Source organism: Verrucosispora sp. ts21 (assembly GCF_002879555.1).
Lineage (GTDB): Bacteria > Actinomycetota > Actinomycetes > Mycobacteriales > Micromonosporaceae > Micromonospora > Micromonospora gifhornensis.
On the sequence record NZ_PNOZ01000011.1, the window covers coordinates 15,111 to 37,071 of the forward strand.

At 70.4% G+C, this 21,961-nt stretch carries 17 protein-coding genes; 11 read left to right on the plus strand and 6 right to left on the minus strand.

The annotated features are described in order from the left end of the window. Positions 1–118 precede the first annotated feature (118 nt). Positions 119–682, minus strand: a complete 564-nt coding sequence (locus C1A38_RS06790; RefSeq protein ID WP_102656969.1) for a uridine kinase family protein — start codon at positions 680–682, stop codon at positions 119–121. Positions 683–785: 103 nt separating this feature from the next. On the opposite strand from C1A38_RS06790, the gene C1A38_RS31115 reads away from it, so the two are divergent. The 3 genes from C1A38_RS31115 (at position 786) to C1A38_RS06805 (ending at position 3,477) form a co-directional block, all read left to right on the plus strand. Beyond that, complete coding sequence (locus tag C1A38_RS31115) at positions 786–1,313, plus strand: hypothetical protein (RefSeq protein WP_158244859.1); 528 nt, start codon at positions 786–788, stop codon at positions 1,311–1,313. A gap of 331 nt (positions 1,314–1,644) precedes the next feature. Beyond that, a complete protein-coding gene (locus tag C1A38_RS06800) occupies positions 1,645–2,289 on the plus strand; it encodes a hypothetical protein (protein ID WP_102657050.1) in 645 nt (214 codons plus the stop codon). 294 nt (positions 2,290–2,583) lie between these two features. Next, positions 2,584–3,477, plus strand: a complete 894-nt coding sequence (locus C1A38_RS06805; protein WP_146017467.1) for a putative endonuclease domain-containing protein — start codon at positions 2,584–2,586, stop codon at positions 3,475–3,477. 356 nt (positions 3,478–3,833) lie between these two features. On the opposite strand, the gene C1A38_RS06810 is transcribed toward C1A38_RS06805, so the two are convergent. Further along, positions 3,834–4,214 (minus strand): cytidine/deoxycytidylate deaminase family protein, encoded by a 381-nt coding sequence (locus C1A38_RS06810; RefSeq protein WP_102656971.1) that lies wholly within the window; start codon positions 4,212–4,214, stop codon positions 3,834–3,836. Between the two features lie 499 nt (positions 4,215–4,713). Between C1A38_RS06810 and hrpA the strand changes: the two genes are divergently transcribed. Further along, positions 4,714–8,772 carry an ATP-dependent RNA helicase HrpA gene (gene hrpA / locus C1A38_RS06820; protein ID WP_102656973.1) on the plus strand — a complete coding sequence of 1,353 codons (4,059 nt, stop codon included), beginning with the start codon at positions 4,714–4,716 and terminating at the stop codon, positions 8,770–8,772. Between the two features lie 4 nt (positions 8,773–8,776). On the opposite strand, the gene rfbB is transcribed toward hrpA, so the two are convergent. From rfbB to C1A38_RS06835, 3 genes are all read right to left on the minus strand, one after another. Next, positions 8,777–9,823 carry a dTDP-glucose 4,6-dehydratase gene (gene rfbB / locus C1A38_RS06825; RefSeq protein WP_102656974.1) on the minus strand — a complete coding sequence of 349 codons (1,047 nt, stop codon included), beginning with the start codon at positions 9,821–9,823 and terminating at the stop codon, positions 8,777–8,779. A gap of 307 nt (positions 9,824–10,130) precedes the next feature. Next, positions 10,131–11,477 carry an FAD-dependent oxidoreductase gene (locus C1A38_RS06830; RefSeq protein ID WP_102656975.1) on the minus strand — a complete coding sequence of 449 codons (1,347 nt, stop codon included), beginning with the start codon at positions 11,475–11,477 and terminating at the stop codon, positions 10,131–10,133. A gap of 64 nt (positions 11,478–11,541) precedes the next feature. Beyond that, a complete protein-coding gene (locus C1A38_RS06835; RefSeq protein ID WP_199180118.1) occupies positions 11,542–12,480 on the minus strand; it encodes a LysR family transcriptional regulator in 939 nt (312 codons plus the stop codon). Positions 12,481–12,551: 71 nt separating this feature from the next. On the opposite strand from C1A38_RS06835, the gene C1A38_RS06840 reads away from it, so the two are divergent. From C1A38_RS06840 to C1A38_RS06870, 7 genes are all read left to right on the plus strand, one after another. Then, a complete protein-coding gene (locus tag C1A38_RS06840; protein ID WP_199180112.1) occupies positions 12,552–13,244 on the plus strand; it encodes a succinate dehydrogenase cytochrome b subunit in 693 nt (230 codons plus the stop codon). 2 nt (positions 13,245–13,246) lie between these two features. Beyond that, entirely contained in the window at positions 13,247–15,184 is a 1,938-nt protein-coding gene (locus C1A38_RS06845) for a fumarate reductase/succinate dehydrogenase flavoprotein subunit (RefSeq protein WP_102656977.1), read from the plus strand. Then, positions 15,181–15,945: a succinate dehydrogenase/fumarate reductase iron-sulfur subunit gene (locus C1A38_RS06850; RefSeq protein ID WP_102656978.1), complete on the plus strand. Its 765-nt coding sequence runs from the start codon at positions 15,181–15,183 to the stop codon at positions 15,943–15,945. The genes C1A38_RS06845 and C1A38_RS06850 overlap by 4 nt, the downstream gene beginning before the upstream one ends. 159 nt (positions 15,946–16,104) lie before the next feature. Further along, positions 16,105–17,289 carry a zinc-dependent alcohol dehydrogenase gene (locus C1A38_RS06855; protein ID WP_102656979.1) on the plus strand — a complete coding sequence of 395 codons (1,185 nt, stop codon included), beginning with the start codon at positions 16,105–16,107 and terminating at the stop codon, positions 17,287–17,289. Positions 17,290–17,370: 81 nt separating this feature from the next. Beyond that, positions 17,371–18,420 (plus strand): serine hydrolase, encoded by a 1,050-nt coding sequence (locus C1A38_RS06860; RefSeq protein ID WP_233196675.1) that lies wholly within the window; start codon positions 17,371–17,373, stop codon positions 18,418–18,420. A 50-nt stretch (positions 18,421–18,470) separates the two neighbouring features. Continuing rightward, a complete protein-coding gene (locus C1A38_RS06865; protein WP_102656981.1) occupies positions 18,471–19,610 on the plus strand; it encodes an MBL fold metallo-hydrolase in 1,140 nt (379 codons plus the stop codon). 128 nt (positions 19,611–19,738) lie between these two features. Beyond that, a complete protein-coding gene (locus tag C1A38_RS06870; protein ID WP_102656982.1) occupies positions 19,739–20,422 on the plus strand; it encodes a NeuD/PglB/VioB family sugar acetyltransferase in 684 nt (227 codons plus the stop codon). A gap of 10 nt (positions 20,423–20,432) precedes the next feature. Here the strand turns inward: C1A38_RS06870 and C1A38_RS06875 are convergent, their stop codons facing one another. Further along, a complete protein-coding gene (locus C1A38_RS06875; RefSeq protein WP_102657052.1) occupies positions 20,433–21,944 on the minus strand; it encodes a deoxyguanosinetriphosphate triphosphohydrolase family protein in 1,512 nt (503 codons plus the stop codon). Positions 21,945–21,961: the final 17 nt, after the last annotated feature.

The window sequence follows — 21,961 nt, forward strand, 5'->3', positions numbered from 1 at the left end:
GGTGGCCAGCGGTCGGCGTTGTGACCAGGCCATAGACACTTGCCCGCGGAGCGGCCCCGTCGATTCGTCCGGATCTAGTTGGCCATTTCCTCGTGCGCTGAGAGGGACGAGGTCGCGGTCATTGGTGGTGTGCCGTGTCGATGATGAGGTCGGCGCGGTCGCGGGTGCCGTCGGAGGCGAAGAACTCTTCTTCCTCGGCCATCCACTTCTGCCAGAGCTCCTCTGCGCCGGCGAAGGAACGGTCGCGGGCGAGGCCGCGCGCCAGCCGCAACGGTGCGGGTGCGTCGACCCAGATGGCGTAGGCGAGTCGACTGATCGTCGCGCGCCGCGTGCAGGTGACGCCTTCGAAGATCATGGCGGGCGCCCAGGGCTGCGTCTTCCACTCGCCGAGGGTGTTGCCGTACCAATCCGTCCAGTCTCTCGCCTGATAGTGGGCTTCCTCGCCGCGAAGCAGCGGCGTGAGTACCTGGGCGTCGAAGCGTGGCCACCATCCGGCGAAGTTGTCCCACGACACGAAATCGTCAATCTCGATGATCGGCGCATTGAGCACCTTGGAAAGGTCGCGGGCGAGGTGGCTTTTTCCGGAGCCGCTCGGCCCATCGATGCCGACGATGCGTATGCCGTTGACCGGCTCGCGAGAGGTAACGGCGGCGGCGACCTGATCCACGATGTCGATAGCCATGGGTGCAGCCTAGAGAATGGTCAGCCGTGACTCGCGGCGTTGCCACGGGCTGCTTTTCAGCTGGACGGCGAGGGAGCGATCGTCGTCTTGTTCCGTTGTTCCGTTGGTCCGGCGGAAGGCCCAGGAGTTCGGCCAGGGTTGGTTCTGGAACCTCGACGAGGGGTGGTGGGATGCCCGGTGTTCGCAGTTCACGGACGTTGAAGGGCGGGAGGTTCCAGGCAGCGACGAGGAGGTTGTTCTTGGCGGACTCACGGACCGCTCGCCGAAGGTGGGCGGCTTCGCGCTGCTTCACTTCGGCTCCGGAGCGGGTGGCGAGGTTGAGGTTGTGCACTTCGTCAACGAGGACCAGGTCGACACCGACATGGGTCGCGGTGACGCAGACAGCGTTGACGACTTCGGTGAGGTTGGCCCGGTTGGTGAGGGGCAGGCCGAGGAAGCGGGCGAACTCGACGGCCAGCATCCGCGGGGTGGCTGCGGGCGGGACGGTGACATCGTCTCGCGGGCACGGTTGGCCGCGAGCGGACGATACGGCGTCATTGACCGAGTCCGGACCCGTGCGGCGGATCAGCGGCGAGGCATGGGTCGTACGGTGATGACCATGCTCGGCATCGAGCGCTCGACGAGGGCCTGACCACAGGGCTGCTATCCGCCACCGCCGAAGGACGGGGGCTGTACTCCGCGCTGGGCTGGGAGATCCGCGGCGAGCTGGCCGGGGCATTCCGATCGCCATGACCAAGGCATCAGCGCCCATCGGCGCGCTCTTGGGTTCAGCGCGAGCAGCATCCCGCAGCCGCGCCGCTGGCCACTTACAGCGGACGCAGACCAGGCCGTTGGCCAACTTCGGCCGGACTGGCCAACTATCGCCGGACGCGACAAGCCGGCCCGTTTTCTCCCCTGGGCGATGTCAGACCCGTCGATTAGAATGTATGTACTAATCGAGTTCCTGACCTGGGAGGATGCTCGTGACCGCACCCATCTCCGCCCCCCTCACGCCGTACGCCACCCTCCTCGGTTTCACCCGCTACGTCGACCGCACCGGGCCGACCAAAGCCAACTTCGTCGGCGGCCTGCGTCGACAGCGGGCCAGCCGTTCCGGCTTCAACCCGCACGGCCAGTTCGTCAAGGCGCTCAAGGCCGACATCGCCTTCCACACCGGCGGCACCCATCTGACGCAGGTGGTCGACGTGGTCAAGCCCCGGTGGCGCCCCCTTTACCAGGCGCTGGTGCCGGGCGCCACGGCCTGGCTGCACTCCCTGGGCGAGCCGCGCGAGGTGGACCTCGCCCAGACCCGCGACGCTCTCGCCCTGCTCGGCGACCTACCGGTCAAGATCAACCCCCATTTTGGCGTACGCCATTCCGACGGCCGCGCCGAAGCGGTCCGGCTGCACTTCGACGAGACCCCGCCCAGCGAGGAGGCCGCGCTCGCCACCCTGCACCTGATGGCCCGGCACATGGATGCCGTCCTGCCGCACGCCGAGCCGATCCTGGTCGACATACGCCGGGGCGTCACCCACCGGATGCCCGAAAGCGCCAAGTCCGACGAGATCGAACGCTGGCTCGCCGGCGAAGCCGCCGCCTTCCGCGCCATCTGGTCCGCCGCCGCGTAACCCCTACCCCTACCCCTACCCCGCGCCCTCCCCGCACCCCGGCCTTCCCGCACAGCAATCCCGAGGGCTACGCCCGGCCACCACGCCCTCCGCGCTTCCACACCCCGGCACCCCGCGCCCCCGCGCCCCGCACCCCCCGCCCATGCAACTTCGGGGAAGGTGCTGCCTCTGTCAGCACCGAGGCGACATCTTCCCCGAAGTTGCATTACTGCGTCTCGTCGGCGTTGGCGTTGCGGTGCAGGGGTTATCCACAGGGGGTGTCGAGAGTGGGTCGACTCGTCCAGAGTGGATGCCATGCCGACATCCGCGCGGCGCCCGCCGCAGCTACGCGGGCGCGTCTTCCGAGGGTCCCGTGCCGTGGCCCGAGGGCTGCTCACCCGGGGTGAGCTGCGCAGCAAGGCATGGCGGACGATCTTCCGAGACGTGTACGCCGACGCCCAGCTCACGGTCTCGCACCGCACCCGGTGTCGGGCCGCAGCGCGGTGGCTGCTCCCACCGGGTGCGGCGATCGCCGGGCGCAGCGCCGCGGCACTGTTCGGTGCCGGATTCGTCGCCGACGCCGAACCGCTCGACGTGCTGGTGCCCGCCGGGCAACGCTTCGGGCCCGTCGCCGGTCTCGCCGTGCACACCGCCGAGGTCGACCGGTTCGAGGTGCAGTCGCACGATGGAATGTCGGTCACCACGCCGCTGCGAACCTGTTGGGATCTGGCCCAGTGGCTCGATCTGGAAGAAGCCGTGGTCGTGGTGGACCGACTGCTCAACCGTCGGCTGGTGCGCTCCGAACAGCTGCGGGACCTGGCGCACAACCGTCGCGGTGCGCGGGGCTGGAAACGCATGCTGCGGGTAGCGGAGCTGGCCGATGCCGGCGCGGAGTCGGCACAGGAGTCACGGCTTCGGGTGCGGCTCGTGCTGGCCGGCGTCCCACAGCCGGTCACTCAGTTCGTAGTACAGCGAGACGGTCGATTCATCGCCCGAGTCGACCTCGCCTGGCCGCACCTGCGGATCGCGGTCGAATACGACGGCCTCTGGCACGACGACCCGGAGCAGTTGCACCGCGACCGCCGCCGTCTCAACCGCCTGCTCGGCGAGGACTGGATCGTCTTGCACGTGACAGCCCGACGCCTCCGCGAAGACTTCGACGGCTTCCTCACCGAACTCCGCCAAGCAATCCACACCCGCACCCGCTGACCCCAAGCCCCGCCCCACAGCGCTGTGGCTAAGCCCCACGCCCGGAGCCCTCTCCGCGGAGCCCTGTCCGCAGAGCCCTGCGCCCCAACGCCTTCGTGCCGGACGACGGCTGCCCCGGGAGAAGCGCGCGGCGGCGCAGCAAGCGCTGCGCCCCAAGCGCTGCACCCCAAGCGCTGCACCCCAAGCGCTGCGCAACTTCGGGGAAGATGTCGCCTCGGCGTGGGCGGAGGCAGCATCTTCCCCGAAGTTGCATAGCCAGCTTGGCTGCGGCGGGCAGTGGTGGGGCAGTGGGGATGCCCACGGGTGGTGGGGGATGCCCGTGGGTGGTTGGGATGCCCTGCGGGTGGTTGGGGGTGTCAGTGGGGGGTGGTTGGGGGGAGGTCGGCGATCGAGACGACTTGGGGGGTGTCGAGGGGGCCGACGATCACGCGCAGCGACGGAAGAAGGTCGCCCAGGAGTTGGCGGCATGCGTCGCAGGGAGCGACCAGGGACCGGCCGCGGTCACCGACCGTGACGATGGTTTCCAGTGCACCCACGCCTTGGGTGACGGCGGCGCCGATCGCGACGACCTCGGGGCAGGCACCGCCGGTCGCGTGCACCACGTTCACGGCGGAGACGACCCGACCGTCGGCGGTACGGGCCGCTGTGGCGAGAGTGTGGGCCGCGCTGCGGCAGCGCAGCTTCGCCACCGCGCTGGCGGCCTGCACCAACGCCCGATCGGTGTCACGCATCGTCATCGGCTTCCCCGTGTTTCACTCTCCGCTCGATGCACAACGATAGACCGACACCCCGCCACCCCCGCCGCACCCTGCCGCCCCCGGAAGCGCGCTGCGGGTGGTGGTGGACGACGGCATGTCACGTCAGCGCCCTTTGCTCTGCTTCACCCCACGCATCGGTTAGCGGCCACATCCGTTGCGCCGGTTGAAGCAGAGCAAAGGGGTGCCGCGGACCACCTGGCCACCGCTCCGGCGGCCAGAACCAGGGCAGCCAAGCTCAGGGCAGCCCGAACCAGGACGGCCAGACTCAGGACGCCCAGGCTCGGGGCTGCCAGACCCAAAACGGCCCGAACCAGGACGTCCCGAACCAGGAAAGCCAGACCCAGGAAAGCCAGACCCAGGACGGCCAGACCCAGGACGGCCAAGCTCAGGACGGCCAGACCCAAAACGGCCAGGCTCGGGGCGGCGCGGGGTAACCCGGAGGCGGGGCGGCGGCGGGCTGCCTATCCTTGGGCACGACATGCAGAATCCAGTCTCACCTGCCGCGACCGACCCGATCCGCGCGTTGCAGCGTCGCCTTCCCCCGTTGATGTTCCGTGACCAGCGTCAGCTGCGCCGGCGGCTGGACGGGGTGCGCAGGCTGCGCGACCCGCAGCGGCGGGAGTCGGCGCTGGCCGAGATCGCGGCCGAGGTGGCCGTGGCGGAGGGCCGGTTGGAACGACGCCGGGCCGCGCTGCCGAAGATCACCTATCCGCCGGCGTTGCCGGTCAGCGAGCGTAAGGACGATATTGCCGAGGCGATCCGCGATCACCAGGTGGTGATCGTGGCCGGCGAGACCGGGTCGGGGAAGACCACCCAGTTGCCGAAGATCTGCCTGGAGCTGGGGCGTGGGATCAGCGGGCTGATCGGGCACACGCAGCCCCGTCGGCTGGCCGCGCGTACGGTGGCTGATCGGATCGCCGAGGAGTTGGGCACCGAGCTGGGTGACGTGGTCGGCTACAAGGTGCGCTTCACCGATCAGGTCAGTGAGCAGAGCCTGGTCAAGTTGATGACCGACGGCATCCTGCTGGCCGAGTTGCAGAACGACCGGATGCTGCGCCAGTACGACACGCTGATCATCGACGAGGCGCACGAGCGCAGCCTCAACATCGACTTCATCCTGGGCTATCTCAAACAGCTGCTTCCCCGCCGACCCGATCTCAAGGTGATCATCACCTCGGCGACGATCGAGACCGACCGGTTCGCCCGGCACTTCGCGGGGCCGCCGACTGAGGAGCATCCGGAGGGCGTACCGGCGCCGGTGGTCGAGGTGTCCGGGCGGACGTACCCGGTCGAGGTGCGCTACCGGCCGCTGGTCGAGGTGGCGGAGGCCGACGAGGAGGAGGCGGACGAGGAGAACGTCCGCGACCAGATCCAGGCCATCGGTGACGCGGTCGAGGAGCTGGCCGCCGAGGGGCCCGGTGACATCCTGGTCTTCCTCAGCGGGGAACGGGAGATCCGGGACACCGCGGACGCGCTGGGCAAGCTGGTGCAGAACAAGCGGTCGCTGCTCGGCACCGAGATCCTGCCGTTGTACGCCCGGCTGAGCGTCGCCGAGCAGCACCGGGTCTTCGCCCCGCACAGCGGTCGGCGGGTGGTGTTGGCGACGAATGTCGCGGAGACCTCGCTGACCGTGCCGGGCATCAAGTACGTGGTGGACCCGGGTACCGCCCGGATCTCCCGCTACTCGCAGCGGCTGAAGGTGCAGCGGCTGCCGATCGAACCGGTGTCGCAGGCCAGCGCCAACCAGCGCAAGGGCCGCTGTGGGCGTACCTCGGACGGTATCTGCATCCGGCTCTACGACGAGCAGGATTTCCTGTCGCGGCCCGAGTTCACCGACCCGGAGATCCTGCGGACCAACCTGGCCTCGGTCATCCTCCAGATGACCGCGATCGGTCTGGGCGACATCGCCGCCTTCCCGTTCATCGAACCGCCGGATCGGCGCAACATCACCGACGGGGTCAACCTGCTGCACGAGCTGGGTGCCCTGGACCCGACCGAGACCGATCCGGAGCGGCGGCTCACCGCGCTCGGGCGGCGGCTGGCCCAACTGCCGGTCGACCCCCGGCTCGCGCGGATGGTGCTCGAAGGGGAGCGCAACGGCTGTGCCACCGAGGTGATGGTGATCGCCGCCGCGTTGTCGATCCAGGATCCGCGTGAACGGCCGGCCGACAAGCAGGCCCAGGCCGACCAGGCGCACGCCCGGTTCGCCGACAAAGAGTCGGACTTCGTGGCGTTTCTGAACCTGTGGCGGTATCTGCGTCAGCAGCAGAAGGACCTGTCCTCCAGCGCGTTCCGTCGGATGTGCAAGGCCGAGTACCTCAACTACCTGCGGGTACGCGAGTGGCAGGACATCGTCAGCCAGTTGCGCCAGGTGTTGCGTACCGCCGATTCGGAGGGCCGGGGGCGCGGACGGCGAGGCGCCGACGACGACGCCCCGCGCGGAGGCGGGCGACGCCAGTCCGGGGCAGACCTGCCGGAGGAGATCGACACCCCGAAGGTGCACCAGTCGCTGCTGCCCGGCCTGCTGTCGCACGTCGGGCTCAAGGATGCCCAGAAGAACGAGTACCTGGGGGCCCGGGGGGCGAAGTTCGGGCTGTTCCCCGGCTCGGCGCTGTTCAAGAAACCGCCGCGCTGGGTGATGGCCGCCGAGTTGGTGGAGACCTCCCGGCTGTGGGGGCGGGTGAACGGACGGATCGAACCCGAGTGGGTCGAACCGCTGGCCCAGCACCTGGTCAAACGCAGCTACAGCGAGCCGCACTGGGAGAAGAAGCAAGCGGCGGTGATGGCGTACGAGAAGGTGACGCTCTACGGCGTACCGCTCGTCACCTCTCGCAAGGTCAACTTCGGTCGGATCGATCCGGTGCTGAGCCGGGAGTTGTTCATCCGGCACGCGCTGGTCGAGGGCGACTGGTCCACCCACCACCAGTTCTGGCGGGACAACGAGCGACTGCGTACCGAGTTGGAGGAGCTGGAGAGCCGGGCCCGGCGGCGCGACATCCTGGTCGACGACGAGACGATCTTCCAGTTCTACGACGAGCGGATTCCCGCCGACGTGGTCTCCGGGCGGCACTTCGACACCTGGTGGAAGAAGACCCGCCGGGAGCAGCCGGAGCTGCTCACCTTCACCCGTGAGCTGCTGGTCAACGCCGGTCGTGGCGGGGTGGACGAGGCGGACTTCCCCGACCAGTGGCGCACCGAGGGTGTCGAGCTGCCGTTGACGTACACCTTCGAGCCCGGCTCCCCGGCCGACGGGGTGACCGTCGACATCCCGCTGCCGCTGCTCAACCAGGTGCCGGCGGAGAGCTTCGACTGGCAGGTGCCGGGGCTGCGGGAGGAACTGGTCATCGCGTTGATCCGTTCGCTGCCCAAGCCGGTGCGGCGCAACTTCGTACCGGTGCCGGACTTCGCCCGCGCCGCGCTGGCCGCGATCACGCCCGGCGAGGAACCGCTGCTGGACGCGCTGACCCGGCAGTTGCGCCGGATGACCGGGGTGACCGTGCCCCGCGAGGCCTGGGATCTGAGCAAGCTGCCGGCGCACCTGCGGGTCACCTTCCGGGTGCTCGGCGACGACGACAAGCCGGTCGCCGAGGGCAAGGATCTGCCGGCCCTGCAACGCCGACTCAAGGCGGAGGTACGCCAGGTGGTGGCCGCCGCCGCGCCGGATGTGGCGCGCACCGGGCTGACCGGCTGGGAGATCGGCACCCTGCCGCGCACCATCGAGCAGGTGCGTGCGGGGTACGCGGTGACCGCGTACCCGGCGCTCGTGGACGAGGGTGCCACGGTCGGCGTACGGGTCTTCGACTCGCCGGGCGAGCAGGAGGCCGCGCACTGGGCGGGTACCCGGCGGCTGCTGCGGCTGACCGTGCCGTCACCGGCCAAGTTCCTTCAGGGCCGGCTCTCCAACGAGGCGAAGCTGGCGTTGTCGCGCAATCCGCACGGCGGGGTGCAGGCGCTGATCGAGGACGCCACCGGCGCGGCGATCGACAAGCTAATCGGTGACGCCGGCGGCCCGGTCTGGGACGCCGAGGGTTTCACCGCGCTGCGGGACAAGGTTCGCGCCGATCTGGTGGACACCGTGGTGGAGGTGATGGAGCGGGTCCGGGCGGTGCTCGCCGCCGCGTACGCGGTGCAGCAACGGCTCGGCGCGACGAAGAACCTGGCCGTGGTGGCCGCCCTGGCCGACATCCGTAACCAGCTCACCGGGCTGGTGCACGCCGGGTTCATCACCGAGGTCGGTTACGCCCGGCTGTCCGATCTGCTGCGCTACCTGACCGCCATCGAGCGGCGGCTGGAGCGGCTGCCCGGCAATCCGCCCCGGGACAAGCAGTTGCAGGACCGGATCGCGGTGGTCCAGCGGGAGTACGACGAAATGCTCGCCGCACTCCCGCCGGCCCGACGTGACTCCGTCGCCGTACGGCAGATCCGCTGGATGATCGAGGAGCTGCGGGTGAGCGTCTTCGCCCAGGCCCTGGGCACTCCGTACCCGATCTCGGAGCAACGCATCTACCGGGCCATGGACGACGCCGAAGGGCGCTGAGTGCTCAGCCGACCTGCACCGGGAAGTCCCAGCCGACGGGCAGATCCGCCACCGTACGGGTCAGTTCAGCGCCCGCCGAACGGGGCTCCGGGCAGGTCGTGCCCCACCATTCCCGGTTCTCCCGGTACCAGTGGAAGACCTCGATCAGCCCGTCGTCGAAACTGATCTGCGGTTCGTAGCCCAACTCCTCGGAGATCTTGCGGAAGTCCAGCGAGTAGCGCTGGTCCTGCACCTTCCGGTCGGCGACGTGCCGGACGCGGTCCCAACCGGCGCCGGCCAGTTGCAGGATCCGCCCGGCCAGGTCCCGGTTGGTCAACTCGATGTCGCCGCCGATGTTGTAGACCTCGCCGGCCCGGCCCTTGGCCAGCACGAGGGCGATGGCCCGGCAGTGGTCGTCGACGTGCAACCATTCCCGCACCGCGCTGCCGTCGCCGTGCAGGGTGACGTCCCGACCGGAGAGCAGGCTGGTCACGAAGCGCGGAATGACCTTCTCCACGTGCTGGTACGGCCCGTAGTTGTTGGCACATCTGGTGATCGACACGTCGAGGTCGTAGGTCCGCCAGTAGGAGCGCACCACGCAGTCGCTCGCGGCCTTGGAGGCGGCGTACGGGGAGTTCGGTTCGAGCAGGCAGCGTTCGTCCCAGGAGCCCTCCGCGATCGAGCCGTACACCTCGTCGGTGGAGACGTGCACGACGCGGCTCACCCCACTGCGGACGCATTCGGCCATCAGCCGGTGGGTGCCCATCACGTTGCTCTCGAAGAACGGCGCCGGGTCGTCGATCGACCGGTCGACGTGCGACTCGGCCGCGAAGTGCACCACCACGTCGTGGCCGGGCACCACCTCGCGCAGCAGTGACGCGTCGGCGACGTCGCCGCGGATGAAGGTCAGCCGCGGATGGGTGGCGGGCAGGTTCCTGCGGTCACTGGCGTACGTGAGTTTGTCCAGCACTGTGACGGCGCTGCCTTCGAAGCCGAGGTAGCGTCCCTCCAGTAGGCACCGGGTGAAGTGAGACCCGATGAAGCCAGCGCCACCGGTCACCAGGATCCTCATGTATGTGGCCTCCCTGCCACGCGAATCCGCGCATCGTCTGTCCACCCCCGGGCTATCCGGGTGGCCCGCCATCTCACCCACCCTGTGGTCGCGCCGCGCCCGCAGATGGTTTGCCGCTAAAGCGACAAAAAAGGGACAAGCCCTCGTGCAAGACCTCACGATAGGTGACGAGCGTGCTGCCGGTGGTGGATATTGGGAGCTTAAGGACGAATTAAACGTCGGGCAGCACAACCGGACAGAGAGCTCGGTCCGAACGGCGGCGTACGACCGGCAGTCAGTGGTAGGACGGGCGCGGCGGGACCCGCGCCTACCCCGCCGTGGACGGCATCGAGGGGCGCCGACGTCCGTTGAGGAGCACCCGGAGCATCACCCCCGGGCTGAGCAGCCGGGCCGGCGGATCGATCAGGTTGATCACCCGCAGGAAGGCGGCGCCGAGCGCCACGTCGTGCGCGGCCGCCGCGTGCAGCCGGGACAGGTAGGCGTTGACGAACCGGACCTTGCGGGTACGACGCCCGGTGACTCCGGGAAAGCGCAGGTCGGTGCCGACGGCGATGGACCAGGGCGCGTCGATCACGCGCGCCGCCCGCCGGAAGAACCGCCGGGCCAACCGGTGCCGCCCGCCGCGGGCGAGCAGCCGGCGCAGCAGCAACGCCTGTACGGCGGCGACGGTGATGCCCTGCCCGTAGACCGGGTTGAGGCTGCACAGCGCGTCGGCGAAGACCAGGTGGCCGTCCGGGAAGCGGGGCAGCCGTTCGTAGCGACGTCGGACGCTGGCCGGGAAGCGCATCAGCATCGGCTCGTCCAACGGTTGTGCGTGCCGGACCAGTTCGCCGACCTGCGGGGCGGCCAGCGAGGTCGCGTACCTGACGAATCCGGCCTCGTCGACCGGGGGTTCCTCGCCCAGGATGCCCGCCATGGTGACCGCGAACCGCCCACCTTCCTGCGGCGCGACGACGCCGTAGCGGGGACAGCCCGGCATCGCGTTGGACAGGACGCCGAGCTTGTCCTCCAGTTGGCCGGCCTCGCGCCGGTACCGGCGGGTCACGTAGGTGACCCCGACCTCGACCCGCTCCTGTTCCACCGTCGGGTAGCCGAGCTCGGTCAGCCAGATCGGACTGCGGCTGGCCCGGCCACCGGCATCGACCACGAGATCGGCGGTCAGGGTCGACGGTCGGCCGTCGCGCGGGGCGAGTCGTACTCCGGTGACCCGGCGGTGATCGTCGGTCGCGAGCAGGCCGGTCACCTCGCAGTCGGGCACCACGCGCACGCCGGGAAGCGCCACGGTGCGCTGCCGGACCACCTGTTCGAGCAGTGGTCGGCTCATGCCGAAGGCGGTCAGGTCGGAACGGGCCGGCAGCATCCGGTGCCCGTCGTTGTACCAGTGCACCTGACCGTGCAGGTCGACCGGCGTGGCGCCGAGGCGGTACAGCTCGGCGCCGAGTTCGGGAAAGAGACTCTCCAGGGCCTGGCGGCCCCGGTCGAGCAGGACGTGGACGTGACGGCCCTGCGGGACGCCCCGGCGGTGCACCGGCTCGTCGGGCGGGGTGTCCCGGTCCAGCAGGATCACCTCGGCGAAGCTCTCCGCCAGCGCCCGGGCGGCAAGCAGTCCGCCCAGACTGGCTCCGATGACGACGGCGCGACCGGAGGCTGCCATGCGGGCAGCCTATGCGCGCGCCGCGACCCTGGGCTGCTTCGATCGTGCTCGATGCGGTGCGGCCTCAGGTCAGCGGCTCGACCCCGGGCGGAAGCTCGTCGCCGGCGGTGGCGGTGTGCACGTAGTCGAGCAGGATGCGGCGCAGTTCGCGGCCGGCGTGGGTGGGCACCACGTCGCGGCGGCGGGCCACCGCGATGGTGCGGCGCACCCCGGGTGGGGCCAGTCGGGTGACCCGAATGCCGGGCCGGCGGGCCACCACGATGCCGGGGACCAGGGCGATGCCCAGCCCGGCCTCGACGAAACTGAGCACTGCGTCCATCTCGCCGCCGTCGACCGACAGGGTCGGTTCGAAGCCGGCGGCCCGGCATGCCTGCAGGGTGGCGTCGCGCAGGTCGTAGCCCTCACGGAACATCACCAGCGGCTGGTCGCGCAGGTCGGTGATCTCCAGGTCGGCCCCGGGGTACGCGGTCGGCAGCGGATCGACCGAGGCGACCACCAGGCTCTCGGTCAGGATCGGGTCGGCGCGTAGCCCCGGGTCGATGCCCTGGGCCGGCATGATGATCAAGGCTAGGTCCAGGTCGCCGCGGAGCAGGTCACGGACCAGGTCCTGCGAGCCGCCCTCCTCCACCCGCAGGTCGACGGTGGGGTGGACGTCGCGGAAGCGACGCAGCACCGGCGGCGCGAGGGAGGTGGCCAGGCTCGGGGTGGCACCGAGGCGGACCCGTCCGCGCCGCAGACCGACCAGCTCCTGCACCTCGCGGGTGGCGGTCTCCACGTCGGCGAGGATCCGCTTGGCCAGGGGCAGCAACACCTCACCGGCCGCGGTCAGCGTGATGTTGCCCCTTACCCGCTCGAACAACGGGGCGCCGAGGGTGTCCTCCAGGGCGTGAATTTGCTTACTCAGCGACGGCTGGGTTATCCCGACGACATCGGCTGCCTGGGTGAAATGTCGTACTTCGGCTACTGCAACGAAGTACTTGAGCTGATGGAGCTGCATCTGGATAGCCTATGGCTATCAAGACTGCGGTGTCGATGCATTGGACGACTGATCCAAGTGCTCCTAGCGTCGGGCACGTGGTAGTCACGACTCGAACTCGGTCGCCCATCCGCTCCAACGTCGGCCTCAAGGCCGTCATGGCGGTGACGGGCATCTTCCTGGTGTTCTTCCTCATCGCACACATGCTGGGCAACCTGAAGGTCTTCGCGGGCGACTCCTCGTTCAACGGGTACGCGCACTGGCTGCGCGATGTCGGCAAGCCGCTGCTGCCGGGCGTCTGGTTCCTCTGGTTCATGCGCATCGGCCTCGTCGTCGCGGCCGTCGGGCACATCTGGGCCGCCACCGTGCTGGCCCTGCGCGCCCGTGCCGCCCGCCCGGTCCGCTACGCCCACCGCAAGAAGGTCCGGGGCAGCTACGCCGCCCGCACCATGCGCTGGGGCGGCGTGATCATCCTGTTCTTCGTGATCTACCACCTGCTCGACCTGACCACCGGGCACCTCAACCCGGTCGGCGACCCGTCCCGGCCGTACGCCAACGTCGTCGCCACCTTCGCGCCGGACCGGTGGTACGTCACGCTCTTCTACACCCTGGCGGTCGTCACGCTCGGCTTCCACCTGCGCCACGGTGTCTTCAGCGCACTGCGCAGCCTGGGCCAGCAGACCCCGCGCGGCGAGCAGCGGGCCAAGGCGGTGGCGCTGGTCTTCTCCGTCGCGCTCGTCGCCGGCTACCTCGTGGTCCCGTTCGCCGTACTCACCGGATTGGTGTCCTGACCATGGATCTGTACATCGAGGGCGACCCGGTCGCCGACACCCGGGCTCCCGACGGCCCGATCGAGAGCCGCTGGGAACGCCGCCGGTTCGAGGCCAAGCTGGTCAACCCGGCCAACCGGCGCAAGATGACGGTGATCGTGGTCGGCACCGGCCTGGCCGGCGGCTCGGCCGCGGCCACGCTGGCCGAGCAGGGCTACCGGGTCAAGTCGTACTGCTACCAGGACAGCCCGCGCCGGGCACACTCGATCGCCGCGCAGGGCGGCATCAACGCCGCCAAGAACTACCGCAACGACGGCGACTCGGTGCACCGCCTCTTCTACGACACCGTCAAGGGTGGCGACTTCCGCTCCCGCGAGTCCAACGTGCACCGGCTGGCCGAGGTCTCGGTCAACATCATCGACCAGTGCGTCGCCCAGGGTGTGCCGTTCGCCCGCGAGTACGGCGGCCTGCTCGACACCCGCTCGTTCGGTGGCGCCCAGGTGCAGCGCACCTTCTACGCCCGGGGCCAGACGGGCCAGCAGCTGCTGCTCGGGGCGTACCAGGCGCTGGAGCGGCAGATCGGCCTGGGCAACGTGGAGATGAACGCCCGGCACGAGATGCTGGAGCTGATCGTCGTCGACGGCAAGGCCCGGGGCATCGTGGTCCGGGACCTGGTCACCGGCGAGATCACCAGCGAGTTCGCCGACGCGGTGGTGCTCGCCTCCGGCGGCTACGGCAACGTCTTCTACCTGTCGACAAACGCCAAGGGCTGCAACGTCACCGCCACCTGGCGGGCCCACCGCAAGGGCGCGTACTTCGCCAACCCCTGCTACACCCAGATCCACCCGACCTGCATCCCGGTCTCCGGCGACCACCAGTCGAAGCTGACCCTGATGAGCGAGTCGCTGCGCAACGACGGCCGGGTGTGGGTGCCCAAGGCCAAGGGCGACGACCGGGCCCCGCGGGACATCCCCGAGGACGAGCGGGACTACTACCTGGAGCGCATCTACCCGTCCTTCGGCAACCTGGTGCCCCGCGACATCGCGTCCCGGGCCGCGAAGAACGTCTGCGACTCCGGCCGGGGCGTGGGCCCGACCAAGCTCGGCGTCTACCTGGACTTCGCCGACGCCATCGACCGGCTCGGCCGTAAGGCCATCGAGGCCAAGTACGGCAACCTGTTCGAGATGTACGAGCGGATCACCGGCGAGGACCCGTACGAGGTCCCGATGCGGATCTACCCCGCCGTGCACTACACGATGGGCGGCCTCTGGGTCGACTACGACCTGCAGTCCACCATCCCCGGCCTGTTCGTGATCGGCGAGGCGAACTTCTCCGACCACGGCGCCAACCGGCTCGGCGCCTCGGCGCTGATGCAGGGGCTGGCCGACGGCTACTTCGTGCTGCCCAACACGATCGCCAACTACCTGGCCGCCGGCCCGTTCGAGAAGATCGACGGCAGCCACCCGGCCGCGATCGAGGCCCGTCGCAACGTCGAGGACCGCCTCCAGCGGCTGCTCGCCGTCAACGGCGACCGGACGGTCGACTCGTTCCACCGTGAGCTCGGTCAGATCATGTGGGAACACTGCGGCATGGAGCGCTCCGAGGCCGGGCTACGCAAGGCGATCGACGAGATCCGCGCGCTGCGCGAGGAGTTCTGGCAGCGGGTCCGCATCGTCGGCGACGCCGACGGGCTCAACCAGTCGCTGGAGAAGGCCGGCCGGGTGGCCGACTTCTTCGAGCTGGCCGAGCTGATGTGCATCGACGCCCTGCACCGAGAGGAGTCCTGCGGCGGCCACTTCCGGGCCGAGCACCAGACCCCCGACGGCGAGGCGCAGCGCGACGACGACAACTTCGCCTACGTCGCCGCCTGGGAGTTCACCGCCACCGGTGAGCCCTCGGTGCTGCACAAGGAAGACCTGAAGTTCGAATACGTCCACCCCACGCAGCGGAGCTACAAGTGAACCTGACCCTGCGCATCTGGCGCCAATCCGGCCCCGCGGACAAGGGTCGGATGGTGACCTACCAGGTCGAGGACGTCTCCCCGGACATGTCGTTCCTGGAGATGCTCGACGTGCTCAACGAGCGGCTCATCCTCGCCGGCGAGGAACCTGTCGCCTTCGACCACGACTGCCGCGAGGGCATCTGCGGCATGTGCGGTCTGATGATCAACGGCAACGCGCACGGGCCGCAGCGCGGCACCACCGCCTGCCAGCTGCACATGCGACAGTTCAAAGACGGCGACACCATCGACATCGAGCCGTGGCGGGCCCGCGCCTTCCCGGTCATCAAGGACCTGGTGGTCAACCGCAACGCCTTCGACAAGATCATCGCGGCTGGCGGGTACATCACCGCGCCGACCGGCAGCGCGCCGGAGGCCCACTCGGTCCCGGTGGCCAAGGCCAACGCCGACGCCGCCTTCGAGTCGGCCGCCTGCATCGGCTGCGGCGCCTGCGTGGCGGCCTGCCCGAACGGCTCCGGCATGCTCTTCACCGCCGCCAAGGTCACCCAACTGGGCCTGCTGCCCCAGGGCCAGCCGGAGCGGTACACCCGGGTCATCGGCATGCTCGACGCCCACGACGAGGCCGGCTTCGGCGGCTGCACCAACGCCGGCGAGTGCACCGCCGTCTGCCCCAAGGGCATCCCGCTGAGCACCATCGGCCGCCTCAACCGCGACTACCTCGCCGCCACCACCACCAAACGCCCCGACTCCCCCACCGCCTGACCCCGCACCCCGCCCCCTTCGATGTTGATCAAGAGGTTTGCGTCGGCGATCGCCGGATTCCTGACGCAAACCTCTTGATCAACGCGGGCAGGAGCGGTGGGGGTGGTTGAGGGGCGCCTTGTCGGGTAGCAGGTCAGCTACGACGGCGAGGAGGCGGGCATGCGGGCGTTGACGTGGCAGGGCAAGCGGGACGTACGGGTCGAGGAGGTGCCGGACCCGCGGATCGAGGAGCCGACCGACGCGATCGTACGGATCACCTCCACCGCGATCTGCGGGTCGGACCTGCATCTCTACGAGGTTCTCGGGCCGTACCTCAAGCCGGGTGACGTGCTCGGGCACGAGCCGATGGGCATCGTCGAGGAGGTCGGCTCGGGGGTGACCCGGCTCAAGCCCGGCGACCGGGTGGTGGTGCCGTTCAACATCGCCTGCGGCTCCTGCTGGATGTGCTCCCGCCAGTTGTACGCGCAGTGCGAAACCACCCAGGTCACCGCCGAGGGCAAGGGCGCTGCGCTGTTCGGCTACACCTCCCTGTACGGCTCGGTGCCCGGCGGGCAGGCCGAGTATCTGCGGGTGCCGCACGCCGAGTTCGGGCCGATCACGGTGCCGCAGACCGGTCCGGACGAGCAGTGGCTCTACCTCTCCGACATCCTGCCGACAGCCTGGCAGGCGGTGAAGTACGCCGACACCCCGCGCGGTGGCACCCTGGCCGTCTTCGGCCTCGGCCCGGTGGGTCAGTTCTGCGCCCGGGTCGGTCGGCACCTCGGCGCGGAACGGGTGATCGGTCTCGACGTGGTGCCGGAGCGCCTGGAGATGGCCCGCCGGCACGGCGTCGAGGTGCTCGACGTCAGCCAGCTCGACGACGTACCCGGCACGTTGATCGACCTGGTGGACGGGCGTGGACCGGACGCGGTGATCGACGCGGTCGGCATGGAGGCGCACGGCGCGCCACTGGGCAAGATCGCTCAGACCGCCGCCGGGTTGCTCCCCGACAAGCTGGCCGGGCAGATGATCGACAAGGTCGGGGTGGACCGGCTCGTCGTGCTCAAGGCCGCGTTGAAGGCCGTGCGGCGTGGCGGCACCGTCTCCATCTCCGGGGTGTACGGCGGTGAGGTCGACCCGCTGCCGCTGATGGAGATGTTCGACCGGGGCATCCAGGTGCGGATGGGCCAGTGTCACGTCCGACGCTGGACCGACGAGATCATCCCGCTGCTCGCCGACGACAGCGACCCGCTCGGCGTGACGGACCTGCGCACCCACCGGATGCCGCTGGCGCAGGCCCCGCAGGCGTACGAGATGTTCCAGCGCAAGGAGGACGGCTGCGTCAAGGTCGTGCTCACCCCGTGAGCGCATCGACGGGCGCACACGCGTCGATCCGTCGGCCTAAGGTGTCCCGAGGACACGATCGGGCACCGACGGGAGAGACGATTGACCATCCGAGTGAACCGCAGGACCGCGCTCAGCCTGGGCACCGTGGCCACGGCCGGCACCGTGTTCGGCACCACCGTGCCGGCCGCCGCTGAGCCGGGCCCGACTGCGATGACCGCCGCCGAGCCAGGCCCGGCCGGGGTTGCCGACGCCGCCGACCGCAGGAGCGCCGTGGCGCGCGTCGGTGCCGCGTACCGACGGGAGACCAGCCGGGCCGGCGGGAACTGGCAGGCGTACGTCAGCCTCAGCAGCCCTGCCGGCGGTGACCCGATGGTCGCGGTGGCAGAGTCGGCGGACCGCCGGATCGAGGCGTACAGCGTCAACAAGATCGCCGTCGCGGTCGCCGTGCTGGACAAGGTCGACCGGGGTCTGCTCACCCTCGACCAGCGGGTCGAGGTGAGCGCCGCGATCGTGGTGCCCGGCGGTGACGGCATCTTCAGCCTCGACGGCGCCTACCCCAGCCAGGTGACCCTGGGACACGTGCTGGCCAACCTGCTGACCGTCTCCGACGACACCGCGGTACGGCTCTGCGGGCTTCTCTGCCCGGCCGCCGAGCTCAACCAGATCCTGCGGGACAAGGGCTTCCCGAACACCCAGGTGGAGCCGGTGGCCAACCCGAACCGGTTCTACCTCGGCACCAGCACCCCCCGGGAAACCCACGACCTGCTCCGGGCCCTGGTCGGCGGCACCCTGCTCACGCCGAGTTCGACCGATGTCGTGTTGCGGCTGCTGCGCTCCCCGGTGGCGTTCACCGACGGCATCCGCCGGGAGATGTCCTCGACGCAGCGGGCTCGCATCGCCACCAAGGCGGGTTGGTTCGCCGATGCCCGACACGAGGCAGGGGTGATCTTCGACGCCGCCGGCGCGCCGGTGCTGACGTACGCGCTCTTCGCCGACGGCCAGCCCGGCGCGGACGACTACGGCGCCACCCACCCCGCGGTGGCGGCCCGCGCCAGGCTGGGGCGGCGGTTCCTGGACGCCACCGACCGGGTCGGCGGCAGCGGGACCCGACACCGGGCCCACCCGCACCGACCCAGCAACGGCGGCTGACCGAGCCGGCGGCGGTTAACGTGGATCCGGGCCGCGACGGAGGGGGAACCATGCGGGACTCGAAGAAGGTGACCGGCCGACGGATCAGCGGCTCGATGGCGGGGCTCGCGGCCCTGGCCGGGTTGGCCGGTCTGGCCTGGGCGGCCCGGGACGTCCCGGCCGCGCTCGGTGGTCGGCTCGCCGGAGCCCGGGCGGACCGGGCGGCCCGCTCGCCGCAGTTCCGCGACGGCGTCTTCCACAACCGACCGGGCACCCCGATCACCGCCCCGGCCCCGGACCGCAACCTGCTCCGAGAGTTGCTCTTCGGTAAGCAGAAACGCCGTCCGAGCGCCCCCGTGCCACTGGTCCGCCCGGTCGCGGCGACGCCGGTCGACCCGGCCCGCGAACTGAACGTCATCTGGTACGGCCACGCCACCACGCTCATCGAGATCGAGGGACGGCGGGTGCTGCTCGACCCGGTGTGGAGCGAGCGGTGCTCGCCGTCGGCCGCGCTCGGCCCGCGCCGGTTGCACGAGCCGCCGGTACGCCTCGACGAACTGCCCCACCTCGACGCCATCCTGATCTCCCACGACCACTACGACCACCTGGACATGGCCACGGTCCGGGAGTTGACGGCCCGGCAGTCGGCGCCGTTCCTGGTGCCGCTGGGCGTCGGCGCCCACCTCGACCGGTGGGGCGTACCGGCCGACCGGATCGTCGAACTGGACTGGGCGCAGACCCACCGGGTGGCCGAACTGGAGATCACCTGCGCCGCCGCGCAGCACTTCTCCGGGCGCGGGCTGCGCCGCAACGGCACCCTCTGGAGTTCCTGGGTGGTCGCCGGGCGGCAGCGCCGGGTCTACTACACCGGAGACTCCGGCTACTTCGCCGGTTACGCCGAGATCGGTGCGGCGTACGGGCCGTTCGACGTGACGCTCATCCAGATCGGCGCGTACGACCACGCCTGGGCGAGCATCCACATGTTCCCGGAGGAGGCGGTCACCGCGCACGCCGATCTGCGCGGTGGACTGCTCGTACCGGTGCACTGGGCGACCTTCAACCTGGCGCTGCACGACTGGTCGGAGCCGGTGGACCGGCTCTGGGCCGAGGCCAAGGCGCGCGACGTCCGGCTGGCCGTGCCGCGCCCGGGTGAGCGGGTCACGGTCGACGATCCGCCCTCGGTCGACGGCTGGTGGCAGGCGATCGCCTGAGACATCGGCCGGACGCCGGGTGCCGATGACTCGCCGGGCCCGGCGGATAACTGCGCCTACCGCGACAAACTGGCTAATCTGCTCGCGGATCGGTCAGCGGTCATCCGGTCAACGGGCGGAGGAGACACATGCAGGTTCGCCGCGACCAGGAGACCACCCCTGCGCAGGCGGGTCTCGACCTCGTCATCGTCGGCTGCGGCGGCCACGGTCGGGAGATCGCCCAACTGGTGGCGGCGGTCAACGAGGCGGCCGGCCGGGCGGTCTGGCGGCCGGTCGGTTTCGTCGACGACGCCCCGTCGGACGTGAACCGTAAACGGGCGGAGGCGACCGGTCTGCCGTACCTCGGCACCCTCGCCGTACTCGGGCAGTTGCCCCCGCAGACCCACCTCACGCTCGCCCTGGGCGACCCGAGGGTCCGCCGGACGGTGGCCGCCCGCGTCGACTCCTTCGGCCTGCCGGTGGCCAGTCTGGTGCACCCGGACGCCACCGTCGGCGCCGACCTCGTCTGCGCCGAGGGTCTGGTGGTGTTCGCCGGGGCCCGGATCACCACGAACGTCACCGCCGGACGACACCTGCACGTCAACCAGAACGCCACCCTCGCCCACGACTGCGTGGTCGGCGACCACGTCTCGCTGCACCCGCTCGCGGCCGTCTCCGGCGACTGCCGTCTGGACACCGCCGCGCTGATCGGCGCGGGCGCGGTGGTGCTGCCCAAGTTGCGCGTCGGTGCCGGCGCGATCGTCGGCGCGGGGGCCTGCGTGGTACGCGACGTGCCGCCGGACACCGTCGTCAAGGGCGTACCGGCCCGTTGAGCCGCGCCGCTCAGAGCACGAACGCGTCGGTCCACAGCGCGCCCGAACGGCCCGACAGGGAGTCGAGCATCGCCACCGCCTGCCCGTCGGTCAGCTGCGCGACGAAATCCACGATGGCCCGGCCGCGGGCCTTGCCGATCCGGTCCTGGGTACGCGGATGCAGTTCCGCCTCGGCCAACTCCACCAGGTCGTGCAGGCGGCGGGGCAGGCGGGACTCCTCCTCCGGGTCGAGCAGCCACTCCAGCAGCGCCTCGACCAGGGTGCCGAGCAGTCGGGCCTGACCACGCTGGTGCAACGCCAGGTCCGGGCGGGCCAGCACGAACCGGTGGTGGACGAACTTGAGCACCTGCACCTCGTGCCACTGCGGTGGGGGCAGCAGCACGTGCCCGGAGCGCAGCGACGGCTTCTCGGTGATGGTGATCGCGTCGACCAGCCGGGTGGTCCACCGGGCGGAGAAGCGGGCCACGTACTGTTCCGCCTCGATCGAACCGTCGAACGGCATCGCGAGCAGCCCGTCGACGAGTTCCTCGCGGACGTGTTCGACCGCCGAGGCGAAGGCGTCATCGTCGGCGACCCAGCCGTCCTTGCGGTGCAGTTGGCGACGCAACCGCTCGATCGCCGCGCCGGGGCGGCGTGCCGAGGTGGCCAGCGCCGCGTCGGTGATGGCCCGCAGGTGCCCGCCCTCACGCTGCCAGGCCATCAGTTCGGCGGCCACCGCGCCCTGCTGGAGCACCCCGACCCGGTAGAAGTCCTCCACGTCGTGGATGGCGTACGCGATGTCGTCGGCGATGTCCATCACCGACGCCTCGACGGTCTGCTGCCAGTCGGCGATCCGCCCGACGAACGGTGCCCGGGCCTGCCGCAGATCGTCCAACTCGGTGCGGTACGCCCCGAACTTCGCCGAGCCGCTGTCCAGGTCGTCGGGCGGTGGGCTCGCCCCGCGCGGCGGCGGATCCAACAGGCGCGGATGCGGATCGGGATGATCGAGCCGGGTCCACGGGTACTTCAGCATCGCGGCCCGCACCGCCGCGGTCAGGTCCAGGCCGGTGGTGGCCGCGCCCCGGATCTCCGTCGAGGTGACGATGCGGTACGACTGGGCGTTGCCCTCGAAGCCGTCGGGCAGGCCGAGCCGGTGCCGGGCCAGCCGGTCCAGCACCCGCTCCCCCAGGTGCCCGAAGGGCGGGTGACCGAGGTCGTGGGCCAGCGCAGCGGCCTCCACCACGTCCGGGTCGCAGCCACCCAACTTCTCCGCCAGGTCACGCTGCCAGCCGTCGGCGGTGAGGCGTTCGGCGATCGCCCGGGCCACCTGGGCGACCTTGAGGCTGTGGGTGAGCCGGTTGTGCACCAGCAGCCCGGACCCGCCGGGGCTCACCACCTGGGTGACCCCACCGAGCCGGGCGAAGAACGGCGAGCCCACGATGCGGTCCCGGTCGGTGCGGAACGGGCTGGTCGCCAGGTCGCCGAGGGCACGCGCGCTGCCGCCGAACAGCCGCCGCGCCCGAGGCTCCACAGGTGCTTCCATGATCGCCACGGTAGCCC